This window comes from Pseudomonas sp. AKS31, from assembly GCF_023634765.1.
Taxonomy (GTDB): Bacteria; Pseudomonadota; Gammaproteobacteria; order Pseudomonadales; family Pseudomonadaceae; genus Aquipseudomonas.
In genome coordinates, this window is the sequence record NZ_JAMLFX010000001.1 from 1,066,928 (window position 1) to 1,086,215 (window position 19,288).

General features: G+C 58.6%; 17 protein-coding genes. 3 read left to right on the forward strand and 14 right to left on the reverse strand.

The genetic code is table 11. From position 1 onward, the window contains the following. The 3 genes from minE to minC all read right to left on the reverse strand — a co-directional run. Positions 1–210: cell division topological specificity factor MinE (gene minE / locus M9827_RS04810; protein ID WP_250603861.1), on the reverse strand; the 210-nt coding region annotated here is incomplete at its 3' end. Next, positions 210–1,022: a septum site-determining protein MinD gene (gene minD / locus M9827_RS04815; protein WP_007913953.1), complete on the reverse strand. Its 813-nt coding sequence runs from the start codon at positions 1,020–1,022 to the stop codon at positions 210–212. The genes minD and minE, both read right to left, overlap by 1 nt. Before the next feature lie 169 nt (positions 1,023–1,191). Then, positions 1,192–1,929 (reverse strand): septum site-determining protein MinC, encoded by a 738-nt coding sequence (minC, locus tag M9827_RS04820; RefSeq protein WP_250603863.1) that lies wholly within the window; start codon positions 1,927–1,929, stop codon positions 1,192–1,194. Between the two features lie 117 nt (positions 1,930–2,046). On the opposite strand from minC, the gene M9827_RS04825 reads away from it, so the two are divergent. Then, entirely contained in the window at positions 2,047–2,979 is a 933-nt protein-coding gene (locus M9827_RS04825) for a lipid A biosynthesis lauroyl acyltransferase (RefSeq protein ID WP_250603865.1), read from the forward strand. Positions 2,980–3,014: 35 nt separating this feature from the next. Further along, positions 3,015–4,172: a patatin-like phospholipase family protein gene (locus M9827_RS04830; protein WP_250603867.1), complete on the forward strand. Its 1,158-nt coding sequence runs from the start codon at positions 3,015–3,017 to the stop codon at positions 4,170–4,172. An 88-nt stretch (positions 4,173–4,260) separates the two neighbouring features. Here M9827_RS04830 and M9827_RS04835 read toward each other — a convergent pair whose 3' ends face one another. The 8 genes from M9827_RS04835 to puuE form a co-directional block, all read right to left on the reverse strand. Then, complete coding sequence (locus tag M9827_RS04835) at positions 4,261–5,046, reverse strand: outer membrane protein OmpK (protein WP_250603869.1); 786 nt, start codon at positions 5,044–5,046, stop codon at positions 4,261–4,263. Positions 5,047–5,419: 373 nt separating this feature from the next. Next, entirely contained in the window at positions 5,420–6,205 is a 786-nt protein-coding gene (locus M9827_RS04840; protein WP_250603871.1) for an outer membrane protein OmpK, read from the reverse strand. A 158-nt stretch (positions 6,206–6,363) separates the two neighbouring features. Next, the gene (locus M9827_RS04845) at positions 6,364–7,722 is read right to left on the reverse strand and encodes a nucleobase:cation symporter-2 family protein (RefSeq protein WP_250603873.1); all 1,359 of its coding nucleotides are present in this window, start codon (positions 7,720–7,722) and stop codon (positions 6,364–6,366) included. Positions 7,723–7,891: 169 nt separating this feature from the next. Next, entirely contained in the window at positions 7,892–9,202 is a 1,311-nt protein-coding gene (locus M9827_RS04850) for a urate hydroxylase PuuD (RefSeq protein ID WP_250603875.1), read from the reverse strand. Positions 9,203–9,253: 51 nt separating this feature from the next. Further along, positions 9,254–9,757 (reverse strand): ureidoglycolate lyase, encoded by a 504-nt coding sequence (locus M9827_RS04855; protein ID WP_250603877.1) that lies wholly within the window; start codon positions 9,755–9,757, stop codon positions 9,254–9,256. A 132-nt stretch (positions 9,758–9,889) separates the two neighbouring features. Further along, positions 9,890–10,885, reverse strand: coding sequence for an allantoicase (gene alc, locus M9827_RS04860; RefSeq protein ID WP_007913974.1), 996 nt, complete (start codon positions 10,883–10,885; stop codon positions 9,890–9,892). Positions 10,886–10,973: 88 nt separating this feature from the next. After that, positions 10,974–11,489 carry a 2-oxo-4-hydroxy-4-carboxy-5-ureidoimidazoline decarboxylase gene (gene uraD, locus M9827_RS04865; RefSeq protein WP_250603879.1) on the reverse strand — a complete coding sequence of 172 codons (516 nt, stop codon included), beginning with the start codon at positions 11,487–11,489 and terminating at the stop codon, positions 10,974–10,976. Beyond that, the gene (puuE, locus tag M9827_RS04870) at positions 11,486–12,412 is read right to left on the reverse strand and encodes an allantoinase PuuE (protein ID WP_250603881.1); all 927 of its coding nucleotides are present in this window, start codon (positions 12,410–12,412) and stop codon (positions 11,486–11,488) included. Before puuE ends, uraD begins: the two co-directional genes overlap by 4 nt. Positions 12,413–12,855: 443 nt before the next feature. Here puuE and uraH point away from each other — a divergent pair, with 443 nt between their 5' ends. Beyond that, positions 12,856–13,209, forward strand: coding sequence for a hydroxyisourate hydrolase (gene uraH / locus M9827_RS04875; protein ID WP_007913983.1), 354 nt, complete (start codon positions 12,856–12,858; stop codon positions 13,207–13,209). 236 nt (positions 13,210–13,445) lie between these two features. On the opposite strand, the gene M9827_RS04880 is transcribed toward uraH, so the two are convergent. The 3 genes from M9827_RS04880 to M9827_RS04890 form a co-directional block, all read right to left on the reverse strand. Further along, complete coding sequence (locus tag M9827_RS04880) at positions 13,446–15,290, reverse strand: hypothetical protein (protein ID WP_250603883.1); 1,845 nt, start codon at positions 15,288–15,290, stop codon at positions 13,446–13,448. 80 nt (positions 15,291–15,370) lie between these two features. Beyond that, positions 15,371–17,050: a hypothetical protein gene (locus M9827_RS04885; RefSeq protein WP_250603885.1), complete on the reverse strand. Its 1,680-nt coding sequence runs from the start codon at positions 17,048–17,050 to the stop codon at positions 15,371–15,373. 247 nt (positions 17,051–17,297) lie between these two features. After that, positions 17,298–19,148 carry a hypothetical protein gene (locus M9827_RS04890; RefSeq protein WP_250603887.1) on the reverse strand — a complete coding sequence of 617 codons (1,851 nt, stop codon included), beginning with the start codon at positions 19,146–19,148 and terminating at the stop codon, positions 17,298–17,300. Positions 19,149–19,288: the final 140 nt, after the last annotated feature.

A 19,288-nucleotide genomic window follows, 5' to 3' on the forward strand; every position in this document is an offset into this window, starting at 1 on the left:
GCCCTGGCTTTCCAGTGCAACATGTACGTCGTCGTTGCCGATGTTGACGTACTTGCGGATCACGTCGACCAGTTCCTTCTGCAAGGCTGGCAAGTAATCCGGCGTGCTGCGCTGGCCGCGCTCATGCGCCACGATGATCTGTAGACGCTCTTTCGCTACCGAGGCGGTACTTGGCTTTTTGTTGGCACGAAAGAAGTCAAAAAGGTTCATTACCTACCTCCAAACAGGCGCTCGAAGAATCCCTTCTTCTCGACATCGAGGAAACGGTGGGCTTTTTCTTTGCCCAGCAAACGATCGACGGTATCGCTATACGCCTGACCGGCATCGCTTTGGTCGTCGAGAATCACCGGTACACCCTGGTTGGATGCCTTGAGCACCGCCTGGGACTCCGGGATCACGCCAAGCAGCGTTACCGAGAGGATTTCCTTGACGTCTTCAACGCCAAGCATTTCGCCCTTTTCAACACGCTCCGGGTGGTAGCGGGTGATCAGCAGGTGTTCCTTGATCGGGTCTTCGCCACGTTCGGCGCGACGCGATTTGCTCGCCAGCAGGCCGAGCATGCGGTCCGAATCTCGTACCGAAGACACTTCCGGGTTGGTCACGACGATCGCTTCGTCAGCGAAGTACATGGCCAGGTGTGCACCTTTTTCAATACCGGCCGGGGAGTCGCAGACGACGAACTCGAATTGTTCCTTGAGCTCCATCAGGACTTTTTCCACGCCTTCGACAGTCAGCGCGTCTTTGTCGCGGGTCTGACTGGCGGCGAGTACGTAGAGGTTTTCCAGGCGCTTGTCTTTGATCAGGGCCTGTTGCAGGTTGGCTTCGCCGTTGACCACGTTGACGAAGTCATACACCACGCGGCGCTCGCAACCCATGATCAGGTCAAGGTTACGCAAGCCCACGTCGAAGTCGACGATCACTGTTTTGTGGCCGCGCAGAGCGAGGCCGGTACCGATAGCGGCGCTGGTGGTGGTCTTACCCACACCACCCTTGCCGGATGTAACCACGAGAATCTTGGCCAAGGTGTTTCACCCCTAAGGAAGAAGGACTTTTTAGCCCCTGAAAAACATCTCTTGAAAACTACTGCAGTCGGACAGCCTTGGCTGGAATTCGGCTTTTGGCCTTTTTCCTACTTCGTTTGAGCCGTTTTCGCTACGTTTTAGAGATGCTTGGAAAATGCGGCAGTATCCGTTAAAGCCGAATGATGTTCAACACGTCGCCCGACAGGCTGACCTGTACGCCCGAGCCCCACATAGGGTCGCGACGCAAATCTTCGGAGACCTTGTAATGACCGGCGATGGAGATCAGTTCAGCGCTCAATTGCTGACAGAAAATCCGTGCCTTGGTATCACCCTTCACGCCGGCCAGCGCCCGACCACGCATCGGGCCGTATACATGGATGTTGCCATCGGCGAGAAGTTCCGCCCCCGGACTGACCGAGGACACCACGACCAGATCGCCACCCTGTGCGTATATCTGTTGGCCACCACGTACTGGCGTGGTGATGACGCGGGTCGGTTTGACGGTGGGTTCTGGCGGTTTTTCCGGTTTCTTTTTGACTTCCGGTTCCGGGGCTTCCAGTGGTCGCTCACGGGCGCCCGACGGTGGCAGCACCGGAATGTCGATGGCGATGGCGGCGGCGATGTCTTCGATGCGGCTGGCGCGAATCGCCAGAGTGCGCAGACCATGTTGACGGCACACACGCATCAGGCCCGGCAGATCGACGGCGCCTTCGCTCGGCGGCAGTTTGTCCAGCGCCAGAACCAGCGGCGCGTTGCTGAAGAAGTTCGGCGCCTGGGCGACTTTGGCGGCCAATTGCCGATCGAGGCTTTCGAGGTCGTTACGGGCCAGTTCCAGCACAGTAATGGCCAGCATGCTGCCCTTGAGCTGGAATACGGGATCTTGGTCTAACGGTTCGGTTTGGCTCATGTCGGCATACAACGGCTTGTCACTAAAAGTGCCGAGACTTATAACGAGAACGCCCGCAGGCCGCAAGCCGGGTCGAACGATGTAGAATGCGCGGCCACTGTATTTACGGAAGCTTTAATGGATCGCCCGCGTTTTCGAACAGCCTTTTTATCGCCACGCTTCTGGCCGCTCTGGTGCGGTCTGGGGCTTTTGTGGCTGATCGTCCAGTTGCCGTATCCGGTCTTGCTGACCATCGGTCGAGTTTTGGGCGCCTTGATGTATCGCGTGGCCGGCGACCGGCGGCGCATCGCCAAGCGCAATCTTGAACTGTGCTTCCCGGAAAAATCTGCCGCCGAGCGCAAACGCCTGCTCAAGGAAAACTTCGCCTCCACCGGCATCGCTTTCTTTGAAATGGCCATGAGTTGGTGGTGGTCGCGCGAACGTCTGGCCAGGCTGGCCCACGTTGAAGGCCTGGAGCATTTGCAAAAGGCCCAGCGCGAAGGCAAAGGCGTGATCCTGATGGCGGCGCATTTCACCACGCTGGAAATCGGCGCGGCGTTGCTCGGTCAGCAGCACACCATCGATGGCATGTACCGCGAACACAAAAACCCGCTGTTCGATTTCGTCCAGCGCCGGGGGCGCGAGCGGCACAATCTCGATTCGCTGGCAGTGGAGCGTGACGACGTGCGCGGCATGCTCAAACTGCTGCGCTCCGGGCGCGCGATCTGGTACGCACCGGATCAGGACTACGGCGCCAAACAAAGCATCTTTGTGCCGCTGTTCGGTATTCAGGCTGCGACCGTGACGGCGACGACCAAGTTTGCTCGTTTGGGTAAAGCGTTGGTGGTGCCGTTCACGCAGGAGCGTCTGGCTGACGGCAGCGGTTATCGCTTGGTGATTCATCCGCCGCTGGAAGATTTCCCCGGCGAAACCGAAGAGGCTGATTGCATTCGTATCAATCAGTGGGTCGAGAGTGCCTTGCGCGCCTGCCCCGAGCAATACTTGTGGGCGCATCGGCGCTTCAAGAGCCGTCCACCGGGCGAGCCGAAGCTGTACGCCAAACGCGGTTGATTCACCCATCCTTTCAAGCACCATGGAGTGTTGCGATGAGCCCAGCTGAACCGGTCACAGGTTTGATTCTTTCCGGCGGCGGGGCTCGGGCGGCGTATCAGGTGGGGGTGCTTGCGGCGATTGCCGAATTGCTGCCGTTGGGCGCGGACAATCCGTTTCCGGTGATCGTCGGCACCTCGGCCGGGGCGATCAACGCCGTCAGCCTGGCCAGTGGCGCTACCGACTTTCGCGCCGCCATCGAACGGCTGACCTTGTTCTGGCAGGGCTTTCGCAGCCATCGCGTGCTGCGCAGTGACTGGCCCGGGGTTATCCGTCAGGCCAGCCGCTTTGTCAGTCACAGCCTGCTCGGCCTCGGTCGGCAACTGCCGGTGGCGCTGCTCAACAGTTCGCCGCTGCGCGAACTGCTCAATGAAAAGCTGCACATGCCGGGCATCGCCGAATCCATCGCGCGCAAGCGATTGCACGCGGTGGCGGTGACCGCGTTCGGCTATGAGTCGGGGCAAGCGGTGACGTTCTATCAGGGCGGCGGCAAGATCGATGCGTGGTTACGTCATCGGCGAATTGGCGTGCCGACGCAGTTGTCGGTTGAGCATCTGTTGGCCAGTTCGGCGATTCCGTTGTTGTTCGCGCCGGTGAAAATCGGTGATGAATATTTCGGTGATGGCGCCGTGCGGCAATCAGCACCGATCAGCCCGGCATTGCATTTGGGCGCGAGCCGGGTGCTGGTGGTCGGTGTCAGCGGCAACCCGCGCGGGTTTGATCCGCAGCAGCCGCTGGAACGCGCCTATACCGGGCAACAGCCGACGCTGGCGCAGATTGGTGGGCACATGCTCAACAGCACGTTTATTGACAGCCTGGAGAGCGATATCGAATTGCTCCAGCGTCTCAACCAGTTCAGCCACTTGATGCCCGCCGGCACGCCGACGCGTGAATTGGGTGTAGCGCCAGTGGAGGTACTGGTGATTTCGCCGAGTCAGCCGATCGACGAGATTGCGGCACGGCATCGCCAGGAGTTGCCGGCGGCGTTGCGTTTGTTTCTGCGTGGGCCGGGGGCGACCAAGACCAGTGGGGCAGGGGTGTTGAGTTATCTGCTGTTCGAGGCGGGGTATTGCAGCGAGCTGATTGATCTGGGGCGGCGTGATGCGTTGGCCAAGCGCGAGGAGCTGAGCCGGTTTTTGGGATTGCCATTTTAAAGCAAAAGATCGCAGCCTTCGGCAGCTCCTACATTGGAATGCGCTATCCCTGTAGGAGCTGGCGAAGCCTGCGATCTTTTGATTTTTATCAGAAGTGGAACTTCACCAGGAAGCTCGTAGTGCTCTGATTGGTCTTGAACGCGCCGGTATCGTCGATGCCGTACTTGTCTTTCCAGTAGTCGTATTCCACACCGACATACAACTGTTTCTCGCCGAAACTCAGCGCCTTGCCCAAGTCATATTTGATCTGTGGGTTGAAGTGCAGGTTGGCGTGGTAATCGCCTTTGGAGTTGGAGTCGTTGTCGGTGACCCAGTCCATGAAGCCGTCGATCAGGATGTCCGATTTGCCAACCGGGATGGTGTAGGACCAGACCGGGGTGATCTGCCAGACGTTGTCGCCGGCGCGAGCACCTTGGGTGTGGCGCTGGTAGAAGTTCAACTGGAAGTAGTCGAAGCCCGGGATCGCCAGGTCGAAGCCTGGACCGATCAGGTACGACTCGGTGTCGCCTTCGCCGAACTCGTAAGTCATCGCCAACAGGACATCTTTGATCGGACCGAACTCGATCTTCTGGTCGAGCACCTTGCCCAGCGAGATGCGCGGGCTGAACTCGCCGTAGTAGGTATTAGGGCCGTTGCTGAAGTCCTTGCCACCGTTGTAGAAGATTTTGTCGAGGAAGAAGAAGTTGTCCCCGTACTTCCATGCATCGGCGTGTTCGAAGGTGACTGTCTGCTGGATGCGCGGGTTGACCTGGAAGTCCTTGCCATACAGGTAGGTCAGGCTGTTGTTCTGCCATTGCAGCAGGCCCTCGGCCATGGCTTGGCCGCCGGCCAACATCGATCCCGCGAGCATCAGGCTGGTGCACATACGTTTCATTCGGTTGCTCCCAAAGTAGGTGTTCCACGTTATTTTTTTAAGATCGGCGCTCTGGTGTGGCGCCTTTTTTCGTTACTGCAAAAACTCATCCGATCGGTCAGCTTCGTTGCTGTTAGCAAGAGCTGAGCCAAGGCTTTCGAAAAGCAAAAAAACACCCGCTCGGCTGCTGAAAAACAGTCGATTGAGTGTGTTTTCGGGATGCCTCGGTACTGACCGGGGCCGGGATAAGTTGGCTTTTCGGTCAGGAATTAAATCCGGGCTTTTTTTTAGACCGAATTCAGAAGGCCGCGGAGAATACTGACTCCTCGGCCCGCTCTCAAGTGCCCCGCAAAAGAGCACCGACGACAGGCATGGGGCACGGTTGCGGGCCATCCTAGAAATGCACCTTTGCCAGCAGGCTGGCGGTGTTCTGATGGGTGTCGAAGTTGTGCGTGTTTTCGACGCCGTATTTATTTTTCCAATAGCTGTACTCGGTACCGACATACAGCTGTTTGTGGCTCCAGCCCAAGGCTTTGCCCAGGTCGTATTTGATCTGCGGATTGATATGCAAATTGGCGTGGTAGGTGCCGCGCGAGTTCTCATCGTTGTCGACCACCCAGTCGAGGTAGCCGTCGATCAGCACATCGGAATTGCCCAAGGGAAAGCTGTAGGACCAGGCGGGCGTGATCTGCCAGACGCCGTCGCCGGGACGCGGGCCTTCGGTGTGGCGGCGGAAGATGTTCAGGGTGACGTAGTTGAAGCCCGGCACCTTGAGGTCGAAGCCGGGGCCGATCAGGTAGGCCTCGCTGTCGCCTTCGCCGTACTCGTAAGTCATGGCCAGCAGGACGTCTTTGATCGGGCCAAACTCGAGTTTCTGGTCGAAGATCTTGCCGAACGAGAAACGCGGGGTGAATTCACCGTAGAACGCGTGCGGGCCTTTGTTTGCGTCTTCCTTGCCGTTGTAGAAGATCTTGTCGACGAACAGGAAGTTGTCGCCGTACTTCCACTTGTCGGCGTGCTCGAAGGTCAGCGTTTGCTGGATCGATGGGTTGATCGCGAAGTTCTTGCCGTACAGGTAGCTGAGGCTGTTGGTCTGCCACAGCAGCAAATCGCCGGCCATGGCCTGACTCGCGGCCAGCAGGCCGCCACTCAACAGAACGTTGGTTTGCGTGCGAATCATCTGTTGCTCCCTCTTGTTTTTATTTTTAAGGCGCAGAGCTGTTGCGTGCCCTTGTAGGAGTGAGCCTGCTCGCGAAGAGGGCGTGTCAGTTGCCATCACAGTTGAATGACACAGCGCTTTCGCGAGCAGGCCCGCTCCCACATGGGAATATCGTGTTGTCAGTGCTGGTGTGCGTGGCAGTCGTTGATCGCTGCGCGCTCTTTGCCGCCGAGAATGTTGAACAACAGGTTCAGCGTCAGTGCGCTGAGTGTGGCCATGGCGATGCCGCTGTGGGTAATCGGGCTCATCCACATCGGCAGATGCGCGAAGAACTCCGGACGCACCACCGGGATCAGGCCCATGCCGATGCTCACCGCCACCAGCAACTGGTTGCGACGGTCGCCGATGTCGGCTTCCTGGAGAATCTTGATGCCGGTCGCGGCAACCATGCCGAACATCGCAATCGCCGCGCCACCGAGTACCGCCGGTGGAATCGACGCCACCAGAAACGCCGCTTTCGGCAGCAGGCTCAGGACGATCAACAAGCCACCGGCAACGATGGTCACCGAGCGGCAGCGCACGCCGGTCATCTGCACCAGACCGATGTTCTGCGCGAAAGAAGAGTGGGTGAAGGTGTTGAAGAAACCCGCCACAAACGAGGCACCGGCATCACACAGCAGGCCACGGCGCAGCATACGCGGGCAGACTTCCTGGCCGGTGATCTTGCCCAGGGCGAGGAACATCCCGGTGGACTCTACGAAGATGATCACCACCACCAGACACATCGACAGGATCGGTGCCAGATCGAATTTCGGCATGCCGAAATGCAGTGGGGTGACGAACTGAACCCATGGCGCGTTGGCCATGCCGCTCAGATCGACCATGCCGATCGCACCGCATAGCAAGTAGCCAAAGCACATGCCGATCAGCACGGAGATATTGACCCAGAAACCGCGCATGAAGCGGTGAACCAACAGAATGGTGCCCAGCACCAGAGCGGCGATGGCCAGATAAATCGGTGAGCCGAATTGCGCAGCAGCGGCGCCGCCACCGGCCCAGTTCACGGCCACGGGGAACAGCGACAAACCGATCGAGGTGATGACCGTGCCGGTCACCAGCGGCGGGAAGAAGCGCACGACCTTGGACATGAACGGCGCGATGAGCATGCCGAAGAAACCGGCGGCAATCGTTGCGCCGAAGATGCCTTGCAGGCCGATACCGGGCATGCCGGCCATGGCGACCATGCTGCCGACGGCAGCAAAACTGGCGCCCATCATCACCGGCATGCGGATGCCCATCGGGCCTATGCCCATGGACTGCACGATGGTGGCGATGCCGGCGACCAGCAGGTCGGCGTTGATCAGGAAGGCAATTTCTTCACGACTCAGGCCAGCGGCCTGTCCAATGATCAGCGGTACCGCGATGGCACCACCGTACATCAGCAGAACATGTTGCAAACCGACTAGGATCAGTTGCAAAAGGGGCAATCGCTGAATGGCGGGTGCGTCGGGGATGCGCGCTTTGGACAGCTCGGACATGCAACACCTCGGATCTTTTTTATTCTTGTGATTGAACAGCTGTCGGGTTGCTCACAGCTGTTTCTTTGCATCAGGTAAACCGCGTTGCGGTCAATCGCTGGCAAGCCAGCTCCCACACAGGCCGTACAAAACCCTGTGGGAGCTGGCTTGCCAGCGATGCTTTTACGGCTTAGTTGGTCTGTGCTCCCTGGGCGATCCATGCACCGATCAGGTCACGTTCCTGCTGGGTCATCTGCGTGATGTTGCCCAGTGGCATGATCTGCGTGGTGATGGCTTGCGCCTGGATGCGTGCCGCGTTCTGACGGATCTGCTCTGGGGTATCGAGCATCACACCCGCAGGTGCCGCACTGAACAACGGGCTGGTTGGTTTGGCCGAGTGGCAAACCGCGCAACGTTCTTGAATCACGTTGTGCACTTTGTCGAAGGCCGGACCTGCATTGGAGGCTTGCGCCGGTGCTGCTGCGGGTTCGGCAGGGGCTGCCGGTGCCGCTTCAGCCGGTTTCGCGCCACCGCCCAGTGCCGTTTCCGGCAGCGGTTGGTACTCGATTTTGGCGGGTGCCTTTGCCACTTCCGGCGCGGTCGACATCGGCATCGGGCCGGTGACGTACGCCAGACTGATCATGCCCACCGCCGCAACCGGCAGGGTCCAGGCAAACTTGTGGCTGTCGTGGCGGGTGTTGAAGTAGTGACGCACCAACACCGCCAACACCGCGATCCCGGCCAGGATCAACCAGTTGTACTGGCTGCCATAGGTGCTCGGGAAGTGGTTGCTGATCATGATGAACAGCACCGGCAGGGTGAAGTAGTTGTTGTGACGCGAACGCAGCAAGCCTTTGGCTGGCAGCGCCGGATCCGGCGTGCGGTTCTCGGCAATCGCGGCAACCAGTGCACGCTGCGCCGGCATGATGATGCGGAACACGTTACCGACCATGATGGTGCCGATGATCGCGCCGACGTGCAGGTACGCACCACGACCACTGAACACTTTGCTGAAGCCATACGCTGCGCCGATGATCAGCACAAACAGAATGAAGCCGAGCAGAGCAGGACGTTTGCCGAGCGCCGAGTCGCACAGGAAGGAGTAGATGAACCAGCCGAGGAACAGCGAGCCGATACCGATGGCCACGCCTTCAGGGCCGCTCAGGGTGCTGCCCGGAGCCAGCAGGTAGAGCGTCGGGTTGGAGTAGAACACCACGCACAGCAGCGCGATACCCGACATCCAGGTGAAGTAGGCTTCCCATTTGAACCAGTGCAGGTTCTCCGGCATCGCCGGCGGGGCCAGTTTGTATTTTTCCAGGTGATAGATACCGCCACCGTGGATCGCCCACAGGTCACCGGCCAGGCCGGTTTTCGGGTTGACGCGGTTGAGGTTGTTCTCCAGCCAGACGAAGTAGAACGACGCGCCGATCCAGGCCACGCCAGTGATCATGTGAACCCAGCGCACGCTCAGGTTCAGCCATTCCAACAGATGTGCTTCCACAGTCTTTACCTCTCGCCTGTCACTCTTGTTGTCGAGTGATCAGACCTTCTCTTATTGGTGGGGGGCGAGGATCAAACGCTCATCCTCTTTGAAAAAATGCTCATCGCAGTTATTGCCTGTGCCACTGCGATCAACCACCAGGAAGTCATCCCGCTTTTCGATCGTCAGCACCGGGTGGTGCCAGACGCCGCGATGGTAATTAATGCCCTGCCTGCCGTTGGTGACGAAGGCGCGGACCAAGCCTGATACAGGTTCATCGCCAACTGGCGCGACCACGATCAGAAAGGGGTTGCCGAGCAGCGGAATGAAAGCCTGGCTGCCCAGCGGATGGCGTTCCAGCATGCAAACGGTCAGCGGCATGTCCTGCGCGTCGGCGCGGAAGATGCTGATGATCGCGTTGTCCTCAGGCTGAGCGGTTTCGACCGTCGCCAGTTTATGGAAGCGCATGGTCGAACCGTTGTTGATCATGAAGTGATCGCTGCCGTCGGTTTCGATCACGTCACCGAAAGGGGCGAAGGCTTCTTTGGTCAGCGGTTCAATCTGTAGTGTGCGCATGCTGTTCTTCTTATCCGAATTTGTTGTCTGTTCACTGCATTTCCCTGTAGGAGCTGGCGAAGCCTGCGATCTTTTGACTTTGTTTTTAAGATCAAAAGATCGCAGCCTGCGGCAGCTCCTACAGGCTCAGCATTACTTCGCGACCTTGCCCAGAACGCGCAGGCGGCTCACACCACCATCCGGGAACACATTCAGGCGGATGTGGGTGATCGGGCCCAGTGCCTTGATCTGCTCGACGAAGGTGTGTTCGGCGTGCATTTCCAGCTTCTGGCTCGGCAGCAGTTCACGCCAGAACAGCGACTGGGTTTCGATCTGGCTGTCAGTACCGCCTTTCACGAACGCGCCCTGGATCGAGCAGGTGTCCGGGTAGTTGCCTTTGAAGTGCAGGGTGTCGACGACGATCTTCTCGATCTCGCCCGGATGACCCAACGCGACGATCACCCAGTCATTGCCCGGCGTGCGACGACGTGCGGTTTCCCAGCCGTCGCCCATGTTGATGCCACGGCCCGGGTTGAGGATGTTGCTCATGCGGCCGAAGTGTTCGTCGGAGCAGGCGAGGGCGCGGCCACCGTTCAGGGCTGCTGCCAGATCGACTTGCTCGTTGTCACCTACAGCGGACCAGTCGCGGAACGGAATGCCGTACACGCGCAGACGGGCTACACCGCCGTCCGGGTAGATGTTGAAGCGCAGGTGGCTGAACGCCTGGTCGTTGCTGATTTCGTGGTAGTGGTGGCTGTTGCCCTGCAACTCGACGGCCGACAGCACTTCAGTCCACTGGGTGTTTTCATCAGGCTCGCCCGAGGCCAGGAAGCACGCTTCCAGAGAGGCCGATGGCGGGAAGTTGCCGGTGAAGAATGAAGTGTCGATGTCCACGCCTTTGATCGAACCCGGTACGCCCAGACGGATCACTGCGCTGTCGAAGCCTTCGAAGCGCTTGCGGCGCGATTCCCAGCCGTCCATCCACTTGCCGTTATCATCGAACACGCCCTCCTTCCATACGGCCGGGGTCGGTTGGAACAGACGATTGGCGTCTGCGAACCAGTCATCGGTGACCGAGATGATTTTGGTGCCCAGACGGGCATCGGCCAGGTTGACGAATTTTTCGAAAGGTACGGCGTAAGCTTTCATTCTTCTTGTCTGCCTTTAATAAGTTGGCTGGGGATGCTTGCAAGACCCTGGGTGCTCTCCGCGTCTGATGCACTCGGGTCAGGCTTCGCTAAAGAGTCAGTAAACGGAACAGGGCGATCTTGTTGATCTCCGCCAGCGCGCATTTGAACTCGGTGTCGACCGAATTGTGAATGCGCGTTTCGAACGCCGCGAGGATCTGATGCCGGTTGCTGCCTTTTACCGCCATGATGAAGGGAAACTTGAACTTGGCTTTGTAGGCGTCGTTCAGCTCGGTGAAGCGCTGGAACTCTTCGGCCGTGCATTGGTGGATACCGGCGCCCGCCTGTTCATTGGTGCTGGCTTCGGTCAGTTGGCCCTGGACGGCGGCTTTGCCGGCCAGGTCCGGGTGAGCGTTGATCAGCGCCAGCTGGCTGGCGTGATCGGCGCTCAACAGGATGTCGCTCATGCGCTGGTGCAGGGTTTCAATCTCGTCGATCGAAGTGTCCGCGCCCAGGTCGTAGGCCTTCTCGGCCACCCATGGCGAATGTTCGTAGATGTCGGCGAAGGCGTTGACGAAAGCGTCTCGGCTCAGGCTCGACGGTTGCAGGGTTTGAAAGCGGCTCATTGGGCGGCCCCTTGGTACGGGTGGGTTTCGTGCCAGTGACGCGCGATGTCGACGCGACGGCTGAACCACACCTGTTCATGACTTTTGGCGTATTCGATAAAGCGTTTGAGCGAAGCGAGACGGCCCGGACGACCGATCAGGCGGCAGTGCAGACCGATCGAGAGCATTTTCGGCGCTTCGGCACCTTCGGCGTAGAGCACGTCGAAGGCGTCTTTGAGGTATTCGAAGAAATCGTCACCCTTGTTGAAACCCTGCACCTGGGTGAAGCGCATGTCGTTGGTGTCGAGGGTGTACGGGATCACCAGATGCGGCTTGCCGGTCGGGTTGTTCGGTTCCCAGTAGGGCAGGTCGTCGTCGTAGGTGTCGCAGTCGTAGAGGAAACCACCTTCTTCCATCACCAGACGACGGGTGTTCGGGCCAGTGCGGCCGGTGTACCAGCCCAGTGGGCGCTCGCCGGTGATTTCGGTGAGGACGCGGATCGCTTCGAGCATGTGCTCGCGTTCCTGCGCTTCGTCCATGTACTGATAGTCGATCCAGCGGTAGCCGTGGCTGCAGATCTCGTGGCCGGCATCGACCATCGCACGGATTACATCCGGGTGGCGCTGAGCGGCCATGGCGACGGCGAAAATGGTCAGCGGAATGTCGAATTCCTTGAACAGTTTCAGGATCCGCCAGACGCCGGCGCGGCTGCCATACTCGTAAAGCGATTCCATACTCATGTTGCGCGCGCCTTGCAGCGGCTGAGCGGCAACCATTTCGGAGAGGAAAGCTTCGGACTCTTTGTCGCCGTGCAGGATATTGCGCTCGCCGCCTTCTTCGTAATTGAGCACGAACGACAGGGCGATGCGGGCATTGCCCGGCCAATGTGGGTGAGGAGGGTTACTGCCGTAACCGATCAGGTCGCGTGGGTAGTCAGCGCTCACTGCAGTCTTCCTTCTTGTTCATGACTGTTTCAAAGTCGGGATTTTGTGGCGGCCTGGCGGTGAGTTAACAGGCTGGCGTCACAGCGATGGGCTGATTGTATACAACTTTATTCGCAATTTGTAAGCCTGAATTTTCGCATTTTTCACCGACTGTCATCTTTTGCTGCTATTGGCGTGAGCCTGCAAGAAACCTGCCTGACCAGTCAGCTAATGGATGGGACGTGCAATGAATAGGCGTGTTGCTGACAGAACGCGAGGAAACCCCCGAATGGCGGGGGTGATATGAAAAATGTCGTTTTTATTGTGTACAATTTTTTTGAAAAGTGTCTTAATCAGTCGCTCGCCGCAGCTTTTCGTGCTCCGAATCGGTGCGGTCTCCTTTTTATCTGACTTCGGGAGGCGCGAGGTCTGACTGCTTCCACGCAGGCAGGCGCGCAGAATCAATGGGACGTTTGACAACACACGTTTTGGACGCTGCACACGGTTGCCCGGGCAGTTCGATCAAGGTCGAGCTGTACCGCGTTGAAGGATCGCACCTGGAATTGGTCGCCAGTGCGGTTACCAACAGCGATGGCCGGGTCGATGCGCCGCTGCTGCAAGGCGATGACTACCGCACCGGGGTCTATCAGGTGCAGTTCCACGCCGGCGATTACTACCGCGCCCGCGGCGTGCAGTTGCCGGAGCCGGCATTCCTCGACGTGGTGGTGCTGCGCTTCGGCATCTCTGCCGAACAGGATCACTACCACGTGCCATTGCTGATTTCGCCTTACAGCTATTCCACCTACCGGGGCAGCTGACCCCCAAGCAGCTGCCCCCACCGGGAAGCGACTGCGCATATAGCTTCTTTGGTCTTTCGCCCGCTCACACTGCGGGCTTTTTTTATGCCAGGCGCTCAGCTGCCTGCCGTCCGGGGCCACGAGATCTGTTGATCGCCAAGGTGTCGGGCGAAGCAGGGCGGACTTTGGTCCTGGTGGGTTTGGTCATTGAAGTGTCTCTAAGCGGTTCATGTTTTTTGCTTCACTGTCCTGCGCGGTCATTGGTCTTTGAAAATGAACAGCGTTGTCTGTCCCAGAACATCTGTTTGGGTGCCGCCTAGCAGGTAACTGAGCTTTTTTTCTGTGCGGTAAGTCGACAGAGGTTTTGGTTCGCTGCCGGATGTTTGCAGCACGACTTCACTGTGCTCAAAACGCTCAGGCCGAAATCGCTGCAGGCGCCCGTCGATAAGAGGCGGCAGTTTCAGCACGAATGCGTGATCGATTTTCTTGCGGTGAAACAACAGTTCGTTTTCCGCAAGCATGCTTGTCGGGTTGCTCACGACGTAACCGTCATCCTCCAGAACCTGCCTGAACAGCCTTCGCAGATTGGCCGCAGTGGGCGTTGTGGCGTACTCGTTCCAGTGGCGAGAGAAGCGCCCGGGATCAAAATCCAGGCGCATCAGGCCTTCACCCAGCGAAGAGGGAATGGCCAGGGTTTGTTCAGGTCCGGACGCCGGGCGCAACATGAGTAGCGGGTCGGCCAGCTCTCGATTCGGTGCTCTGCGCCGATCTCTGTTGGCCCAGTAACGAAACACCTGGTTCATCAGCGCCAGACCGGGAGCAATGATGATTTCCGATCGGTTCGCCTGATTGAACATGGCCCGAGCGAGCGAGTTGACCGATTGATCCGACAAGTATTTGAAGGTTCTGGCGATGTACTGAGTGATCGGCATTTCGAAAGGCACGACATTGTCCATTACCGTCCATTGGTTGTTTCGTTTAACCGCCCACTTCGGCTGTAGCGACGGGTTGTCCCGCAGCATGTATTCGAAGGCGTCATACAGGGCGGGTGAGAACAACGGATGCTGCAGGTAAACCAGGCGCGGGTTGGCATTCAGGCCTTGTTGCATCACCCGGTAATACTGCCCGTCGATCTCGATATGCTGGCCCAGCGCTGGTCGGACACTGTGTCCCCAGTTTCGCCATAAGCCGAAGCTCAAGTTGATCGCGTCGGGGTTGTCCGAGAGCAGGCTTTCAGTCAGTGCCTGGGCGGCGTCTGTTCCTTCTTCCTGATGCAGGCGCTTGCTGTCGCGGGCCCTGGAGTCCGATATCTCGGTCGAGGCTTTGCGTTTTTCCTGCGATGATCGTTGCGCTGCAGAATCGGTTTGTCCGGTCTTGCGGCGCCACAGCCGCGTCCCGGGAATTTGTTCGAACAATAGAGTAGATACTTCGCGCGCCGTCGCGGAGGTCTGCTGGTACTCACCGTTGGCGTTTTTACGCACCATGACGGTTCCTTCTGCAGTATCGATATAGGTTTTGCGGTGCTTGTCGTAGCGAACGCCATCCGGTGTCTGCAGGCGCGGGGAGAGCAGGGCGGCTACATCGGGGGCGAGGTAGATCGGCTGTTCCCCGGGAAGACGCTCAGCGGCTGCAGTTGCCCCATCATTGTCTGGGTTGTGCGCCAGCCAACTGGGTCGTTCGAAGATCCAGACGGGCTGGCGCTCGGTTTTGATCAGGAAAGGACCCGCCAGATGCGGAGTGAAGTTGAAGGGAATCTGGTAGCGGCCATCGTGATGGATTTCGACCAGCAGATGCCCTTCGTTTTCAACGTGGGCGTACAGCTTTCCATCCGGACTGGTGAACAATCCGCTGTCGGGATCCAGCCGTTTTAACAGGTGTACTTGATCGGCAGGCCAGGTGATTGAACGCAGCGCGGCCTCTACCGACAAGGGGTGGACGACGGATGCGTTGTGAATCTGCACTGACGGTTGATGCCCGGAAGTGCTCGGCAGGTCTGCAAAGGATTGCGTGTTTTCGCCCAGCATTCTGGGGGAAGTGCCAGCGGTATTTGTACGTGTATCAGGCGCAGTAACACCGGCCACACGCTTGGGTGGTTTGACCATTAACTGAATCTCGTAATTTGAATTGTGGGGTGTGCAGGTGTTCGGACTTGCGCCGCACCGTTCAGGCGTTCGGCAGCGGCTCAGCCCTCTCTCACAATGAACAGCGTCGGGTTGTCAGCGGATAAATGTTGTATCCCCCCCACCAGATAGATGACTTCGGTATGAGCCAGCTGGCTCTCCAGCAACTGTTTTTGCGGCACGCTGAGCCTGGTCAGATAGGTGGGGTCGGTGAGTTCGGTCCCTGCGGGGGTGGTGCGAGGAACCTGATTGCCAGCGATGCGTGGCAGCTTCAATACGAATACAGCGGCAACGCCCGGGCGGTGAAAGAACAATGCGCCTTCACTGAGTCGGCGCGTGCTCGGATTAATGCTGTAGCCGTTGTGTTGCAGGAGGGTCACCAGCAATCCCCGCAGGTTTCCTGGTGTAGGCGCCGCTGCATAGTGGGCCCATTCCTGAGGAAACCGTTGTGGATCGAAATCCAGGCGCTGCAGCACGGCTGAGTTGTAAGCAGGCAACGTGAGCAAACCGCCGCCGGCCAGATGCCCAGGCGGCGTCGGCAGTATTGGCAGCATGACCAGAGGATCCGACAGGCTATGGAGAGGGGGCTCGTTATTCACCCTGTCCAGCCAGTGGCGGAAGGTCAGTGCCATCGCCGAAAGTCCATGAGCGTTGATGCCCTGAGGCAGTGAAACCCGATCGAATACCGCCCGCGCGAGGTTGCTGGTCGACTGCTCAGACAGGTAGTTGTAGGCGGCGGAAACATATTGGGTGGTGGACATTTCGAACGGTGGAGCGTTGTCCACAACCTTCCATTGGCCTTGGCGTTTAAGTGCCCATTTCGGTTGACGCGAAGGCTCATGACGCAGCATGGTTTCGAACGCGTCATAGCGGTCCGGTGAAAATCCCGGGTGTTGCAAATAGACCAGTTCGGTGGTGTCACTGACGCCTTGGGCGACAATCCGAAAGTATTGCCCGTCGATTTCTATCGACTCGCCGGAACCGGGTTTTGCGGCTTTTCCCCAGTTTCTCCATTGCCTGGCGGAAAGATCCAGAGCACCGCTCGGCTGGGCCAACAGATGTTCGATCAACGTGCTGGCACCGGTCGCGACATGAGTCTGTTCGTCCAGGCGTCGGCGCTGGCTCGGGCCGGGTACGGCATCGGTCGCTTCGGTGGGCAGTGGATTGATTTCGACCGGGTGGCCTTGCTGCGGCGCGTCGATTTCACGCCAGAGTTTTGTCCCCGGAATCTGTGCAACCCTTTGTCCCGTCGGTGTTGATTCCCCGGCATGTGTCTGACGCCAGCCTTCTGCTGTTTTACTCACCATGACCATGCCGCCGAGCATTTCGACATAGGTTTTTTTGCGCTTGTCGTAGCGAAAGCCTTCTGCGGTTCCAGGCTGCAGCTTCAGATGGTTTGCCGACTCGGGGTTGATATAGACCGGATGCGAGGGTCTTTCGCTGCTGTAAGTACCGGCCAGCGGAGACGGTCCGGCTTCGCTGGATTGCTGCCTCACCCAATCAGCGGTTCGCGCTTCGCTCAATTGGCGTTCCCGGGGGAGCGGGCGACTGACGATAACGCTGGGGCGGTCGGCGGGCGCTTCCGACAACGCGTCTGAGCGCGGATTGACGGTCATCATGCCCGGATCGGAGTAACCCGGTTCAACGGGAAGTGTTGCGAGTGAAGCAGGTAGAGGATTGGCGTCTGGGCCTGACGCCTCCGGTGACGCCTTGCGAGGAATTTTCCTGGGTGGTTTTGCCATTGACTTGCTCCGATGAATCGCTGATCAGTGGTGCGGCCGGATATTCGGGAAGCGGATTCGATGTGCAATTTCGCAGCATCGTGCTTGCCTGGCCCATTGGCTTCAAAGGAGTGATGTTCGGCAAAAAAACGCCACGGTGTGCGGTATATATGTATTGCGATGAGGGTAAATGCTGCAGGGTGTTGCGAGACTTACGAGGGCAATGCCAACTCGCGCTGGCAGGGCCGGCGCGAGTTGTAGCGGGCTCTCAGCGTTCCCTGATCACGAACACCGAATCCGGAGTCGACTCAACCTTCAATACGCCTCCGATGAGCCAGACCACTTTGTTTTCCAGGGTCGCGGTGGTCAGGGCGTGAAACGCCTCGTTGCCTATCCTGGCCGGCAAGCCGGGGTCTGCCAGTTCATTGCCCGGGGTATGGGACAGGCCGACATGATCCACCGCACCCAGTTTCATAAAATAAATCTGCTCACTGGTTCCGCGCCTGAATACCAGCGTTGGCATGCGGTGTTCGTATGTCAGGGGAAATATGTCATAGCCGCTGCGAACCAAAAGGGCGCCCAGCAGGCGTCTGAGGTTCAGATCGGTCGGGTAGGTTTTGTAGTGGGTCCACTCGACGGGAAAATGCTTGGGATCGAAGCTGAGCCGTTGCAGTTCGCTGTCGACCTGGGAGGGGATGCGGATGAGTTTTTTTCCGTTGAAATCGATGGCGGGTGCCACTGCCAGCATGTTCAGCGGGTCGGCATACGCCGGTGCCGTGGGAAATGGCCGTTGTTTCCACTGATGCAGGACTGCCTGAATGTTGACCAGCCCGGTGCCGGTAATCATCGGTGAGTTGTCCGCGAGTTCGAACAGCCTTCTGGCGACGGCCCGTGCAGTGTCGTCAGAGAAGTCGGGAAACGTCTTCGCAACCGAGTGCGATATCGGTTCATTAAAAAAGCGTTTTCCGGGGTGTATTTCGCCCGGATCGTTACCGATGCGGAACGTCGCAACAGGCTGCATCGAGGGCGCCGTATGGAGCATTTGTTCAAACGCCTCGAAGTGTGTCGGCACAAAGTCAGGATGTTGCACAAAGTAGACTTTGGGGGTGGGGGTGGAGCCAGTCGGCACAATCGGATAGTGAAGCCAGCCGAGCTGCACCGACTCCACCAGTGGTGGTTTGTTCAGATGGCCCCAGGGTAGCCAGAAAAACGGTGTTTGCTCGGCTGGGGCGCTGGCGTCCAGGGTTCTGGGGGGTAGTGGTTGCTCGGGGGCGTTGATCCGCGCGCGTTTGCTCGGGCCAGGTTGTGAGTCGTCTGTTTCGGCAATTGGCCGGGATCTGCCTGCTGCAGGATGTTCGGGGATTGGCAAGTGCGGATGCTTGCGGCGCCAGAGTACCGTTCCTGGAATCTGTTCAAAAAATACATCGGGCAAGTCTCTGCTGGTTGCCGAGGTCAGTTGATATTCACCTTGCTGGTTTTTCCGCACCATGACTGTGCCGTCTGCGGTATCGACGAAGGTATGTTTGAGTTTGTTGTATCGGATTCCACCCGATGAGAGTTCTGCTCTGGTCAGCGTTTTTGCGTCATCGGCCGCCAGGTAGGAGAGGGACAGCTGCGTGGCTGGGGGGGCTGGTCGAGACTGTGTTGATTGCCAGCCGGGGCGCTGGATGTGCCAACTGGCCTGACCTTCAATCCTGGTCAGTACCGGGCCGGGAACACCGGGTGCAAAGGTCAGCGGAACGTAATAGTTGCCTTGCAGATCCCGTTCGACAACGAACCGGCCTTCGTTGCCGATTTGTGCGTAGGTGCGCTGATCCGGACCGGTGAACAGACCCGTGTTTTCTCCGCTGGGTGTCAGCTCGTTCAATCGATCCTGTGGCCAGGCGATGGCACTGCGGGCGGCGCGGTAGGTATCGGGCATATTACTGACGATGACGGCGGGCGGGCGAGTGGTGGAGGTGCCGGGGGCAGAGGATCCCGTGGTCGAGTCGATGCCAGACAGCGCTGGGTCAGGCATGTTGGCAGTGACGCGAGTACCCGAGCCTGACTGTGCGGGTCTTGTTGTAACAGTGGTATCAGCTGCCGCCGTCACGGGAATTTTTTTGGGTGGTTTGGCCATGTGAAGTTACTCGTTGAGTGGTGATGCGCAGGCACGGAAGTGCCTCAGCGCATTTTTCAGGCGCACTCGTCCGCCTCCCGATGGAGAGGTTCGGCTGCTGCAACTTCGGAGTGCGCACGTGGTTACTTGTTTTCGACTGG

What these genes read in the sequence shown, in the direction of transcription:
- minC (WP_250603863.1), bottom strand. Translation starts at nt 1,929, where the DNA reads ATGAGCCAAACCGAACCGTTAGACCAAGATCCCGTATTCCAGCTCAAG.
- M9827_RS04825 (WP_250603865.1), top strand. Translation starts at nt 2,047, where the DNA reads ATGGATCGCCCGCGTTTTCGAACAGCCTTTTTATCGCCACGCTTCTGG.
- M9827_RS04830 (WP_250603867.1), top strand. Translation starts at nt 3,015, where the DNA reads ATGAGCCCAGCTGAACCGGTCACAGGTTTGATTCTTTCCGGCGGCGGG.
- M9827_RS04835 (WP_250603869.1), bottom strand. Translation starts at nt 5,046, where the DNA reads ATGAAACGTATGTGCACCAGCCTGATGCTCGCGGGATCGATGTTGGCC.
- M9827_RS04840 (WP_250603871.1), bottom strand. Translation starts at nt 6,205, where the DNA reads ATGATTCGCACGCAAACCAACGTTCTGTTGAGTGGCGGCCTGCTGGCC.
- M9827_RS04845 (WP_250603873.1), bottom strand. Translation starts at nt 7,722, where the DNA reads ATGTCCGAGCTGTCCAAAGCGCGCATCCCCGACGCACCCGCCATTCAG.
- M9827_RS04855 (WP_250603877.1), bottom strand. Translation starts at nt 9,757, where the DNA reads ATGCGCACACTACAGATTGAACCGCTGACCAAAGAAGCCTTCGCCCCT.
- alc (WP_007913974.1), bottom strand. Translation starts at nt 10,885, where the DNA reads ATGAAAGCTTACGCCGTACCTTTCGAAAAATTCGTCAACCTGGCCGAT.
- uraD (WP_250603879.1), bottom strand. Translation starts at nt 11,489, where the DNA reads ATGAGCCGCTTTCAAACCCTGCAACCGTCGAGCCTGAGCCGAGACGCT.
- uraH (WP_007913983.1), top strand. Translation starts at nt 12,856, where the DNA reads ATGGGACGTTTGACAACACACGTTTTGGACGCTGCACACGGTTGCCCG.
- M9827_RS04880 (WP_250603883.1), bottom strand. Translation starts at nt 15,290, where the DNA reads ATGGTCAAACCACCCAAGCGTGTGGCCGGTGTTACTGCGCCTGATACA.
- M9827_RS04885 (WP_250603885.1), bottom strand. Translation starts at nt 17,050, where the DNA reads ATGGCAAAACCACCCAGGAAAATTCCTCGCAAGGCGTCACCGGAGGCG.
- M9827_RS04890 (WP_250603887.1), bottom strand. Translation starts at nt 19,148, where the DNA reads ATGGCCAAACCACCCAAAAAAATTCCCGTGACGGCGGCAGCTGATACC.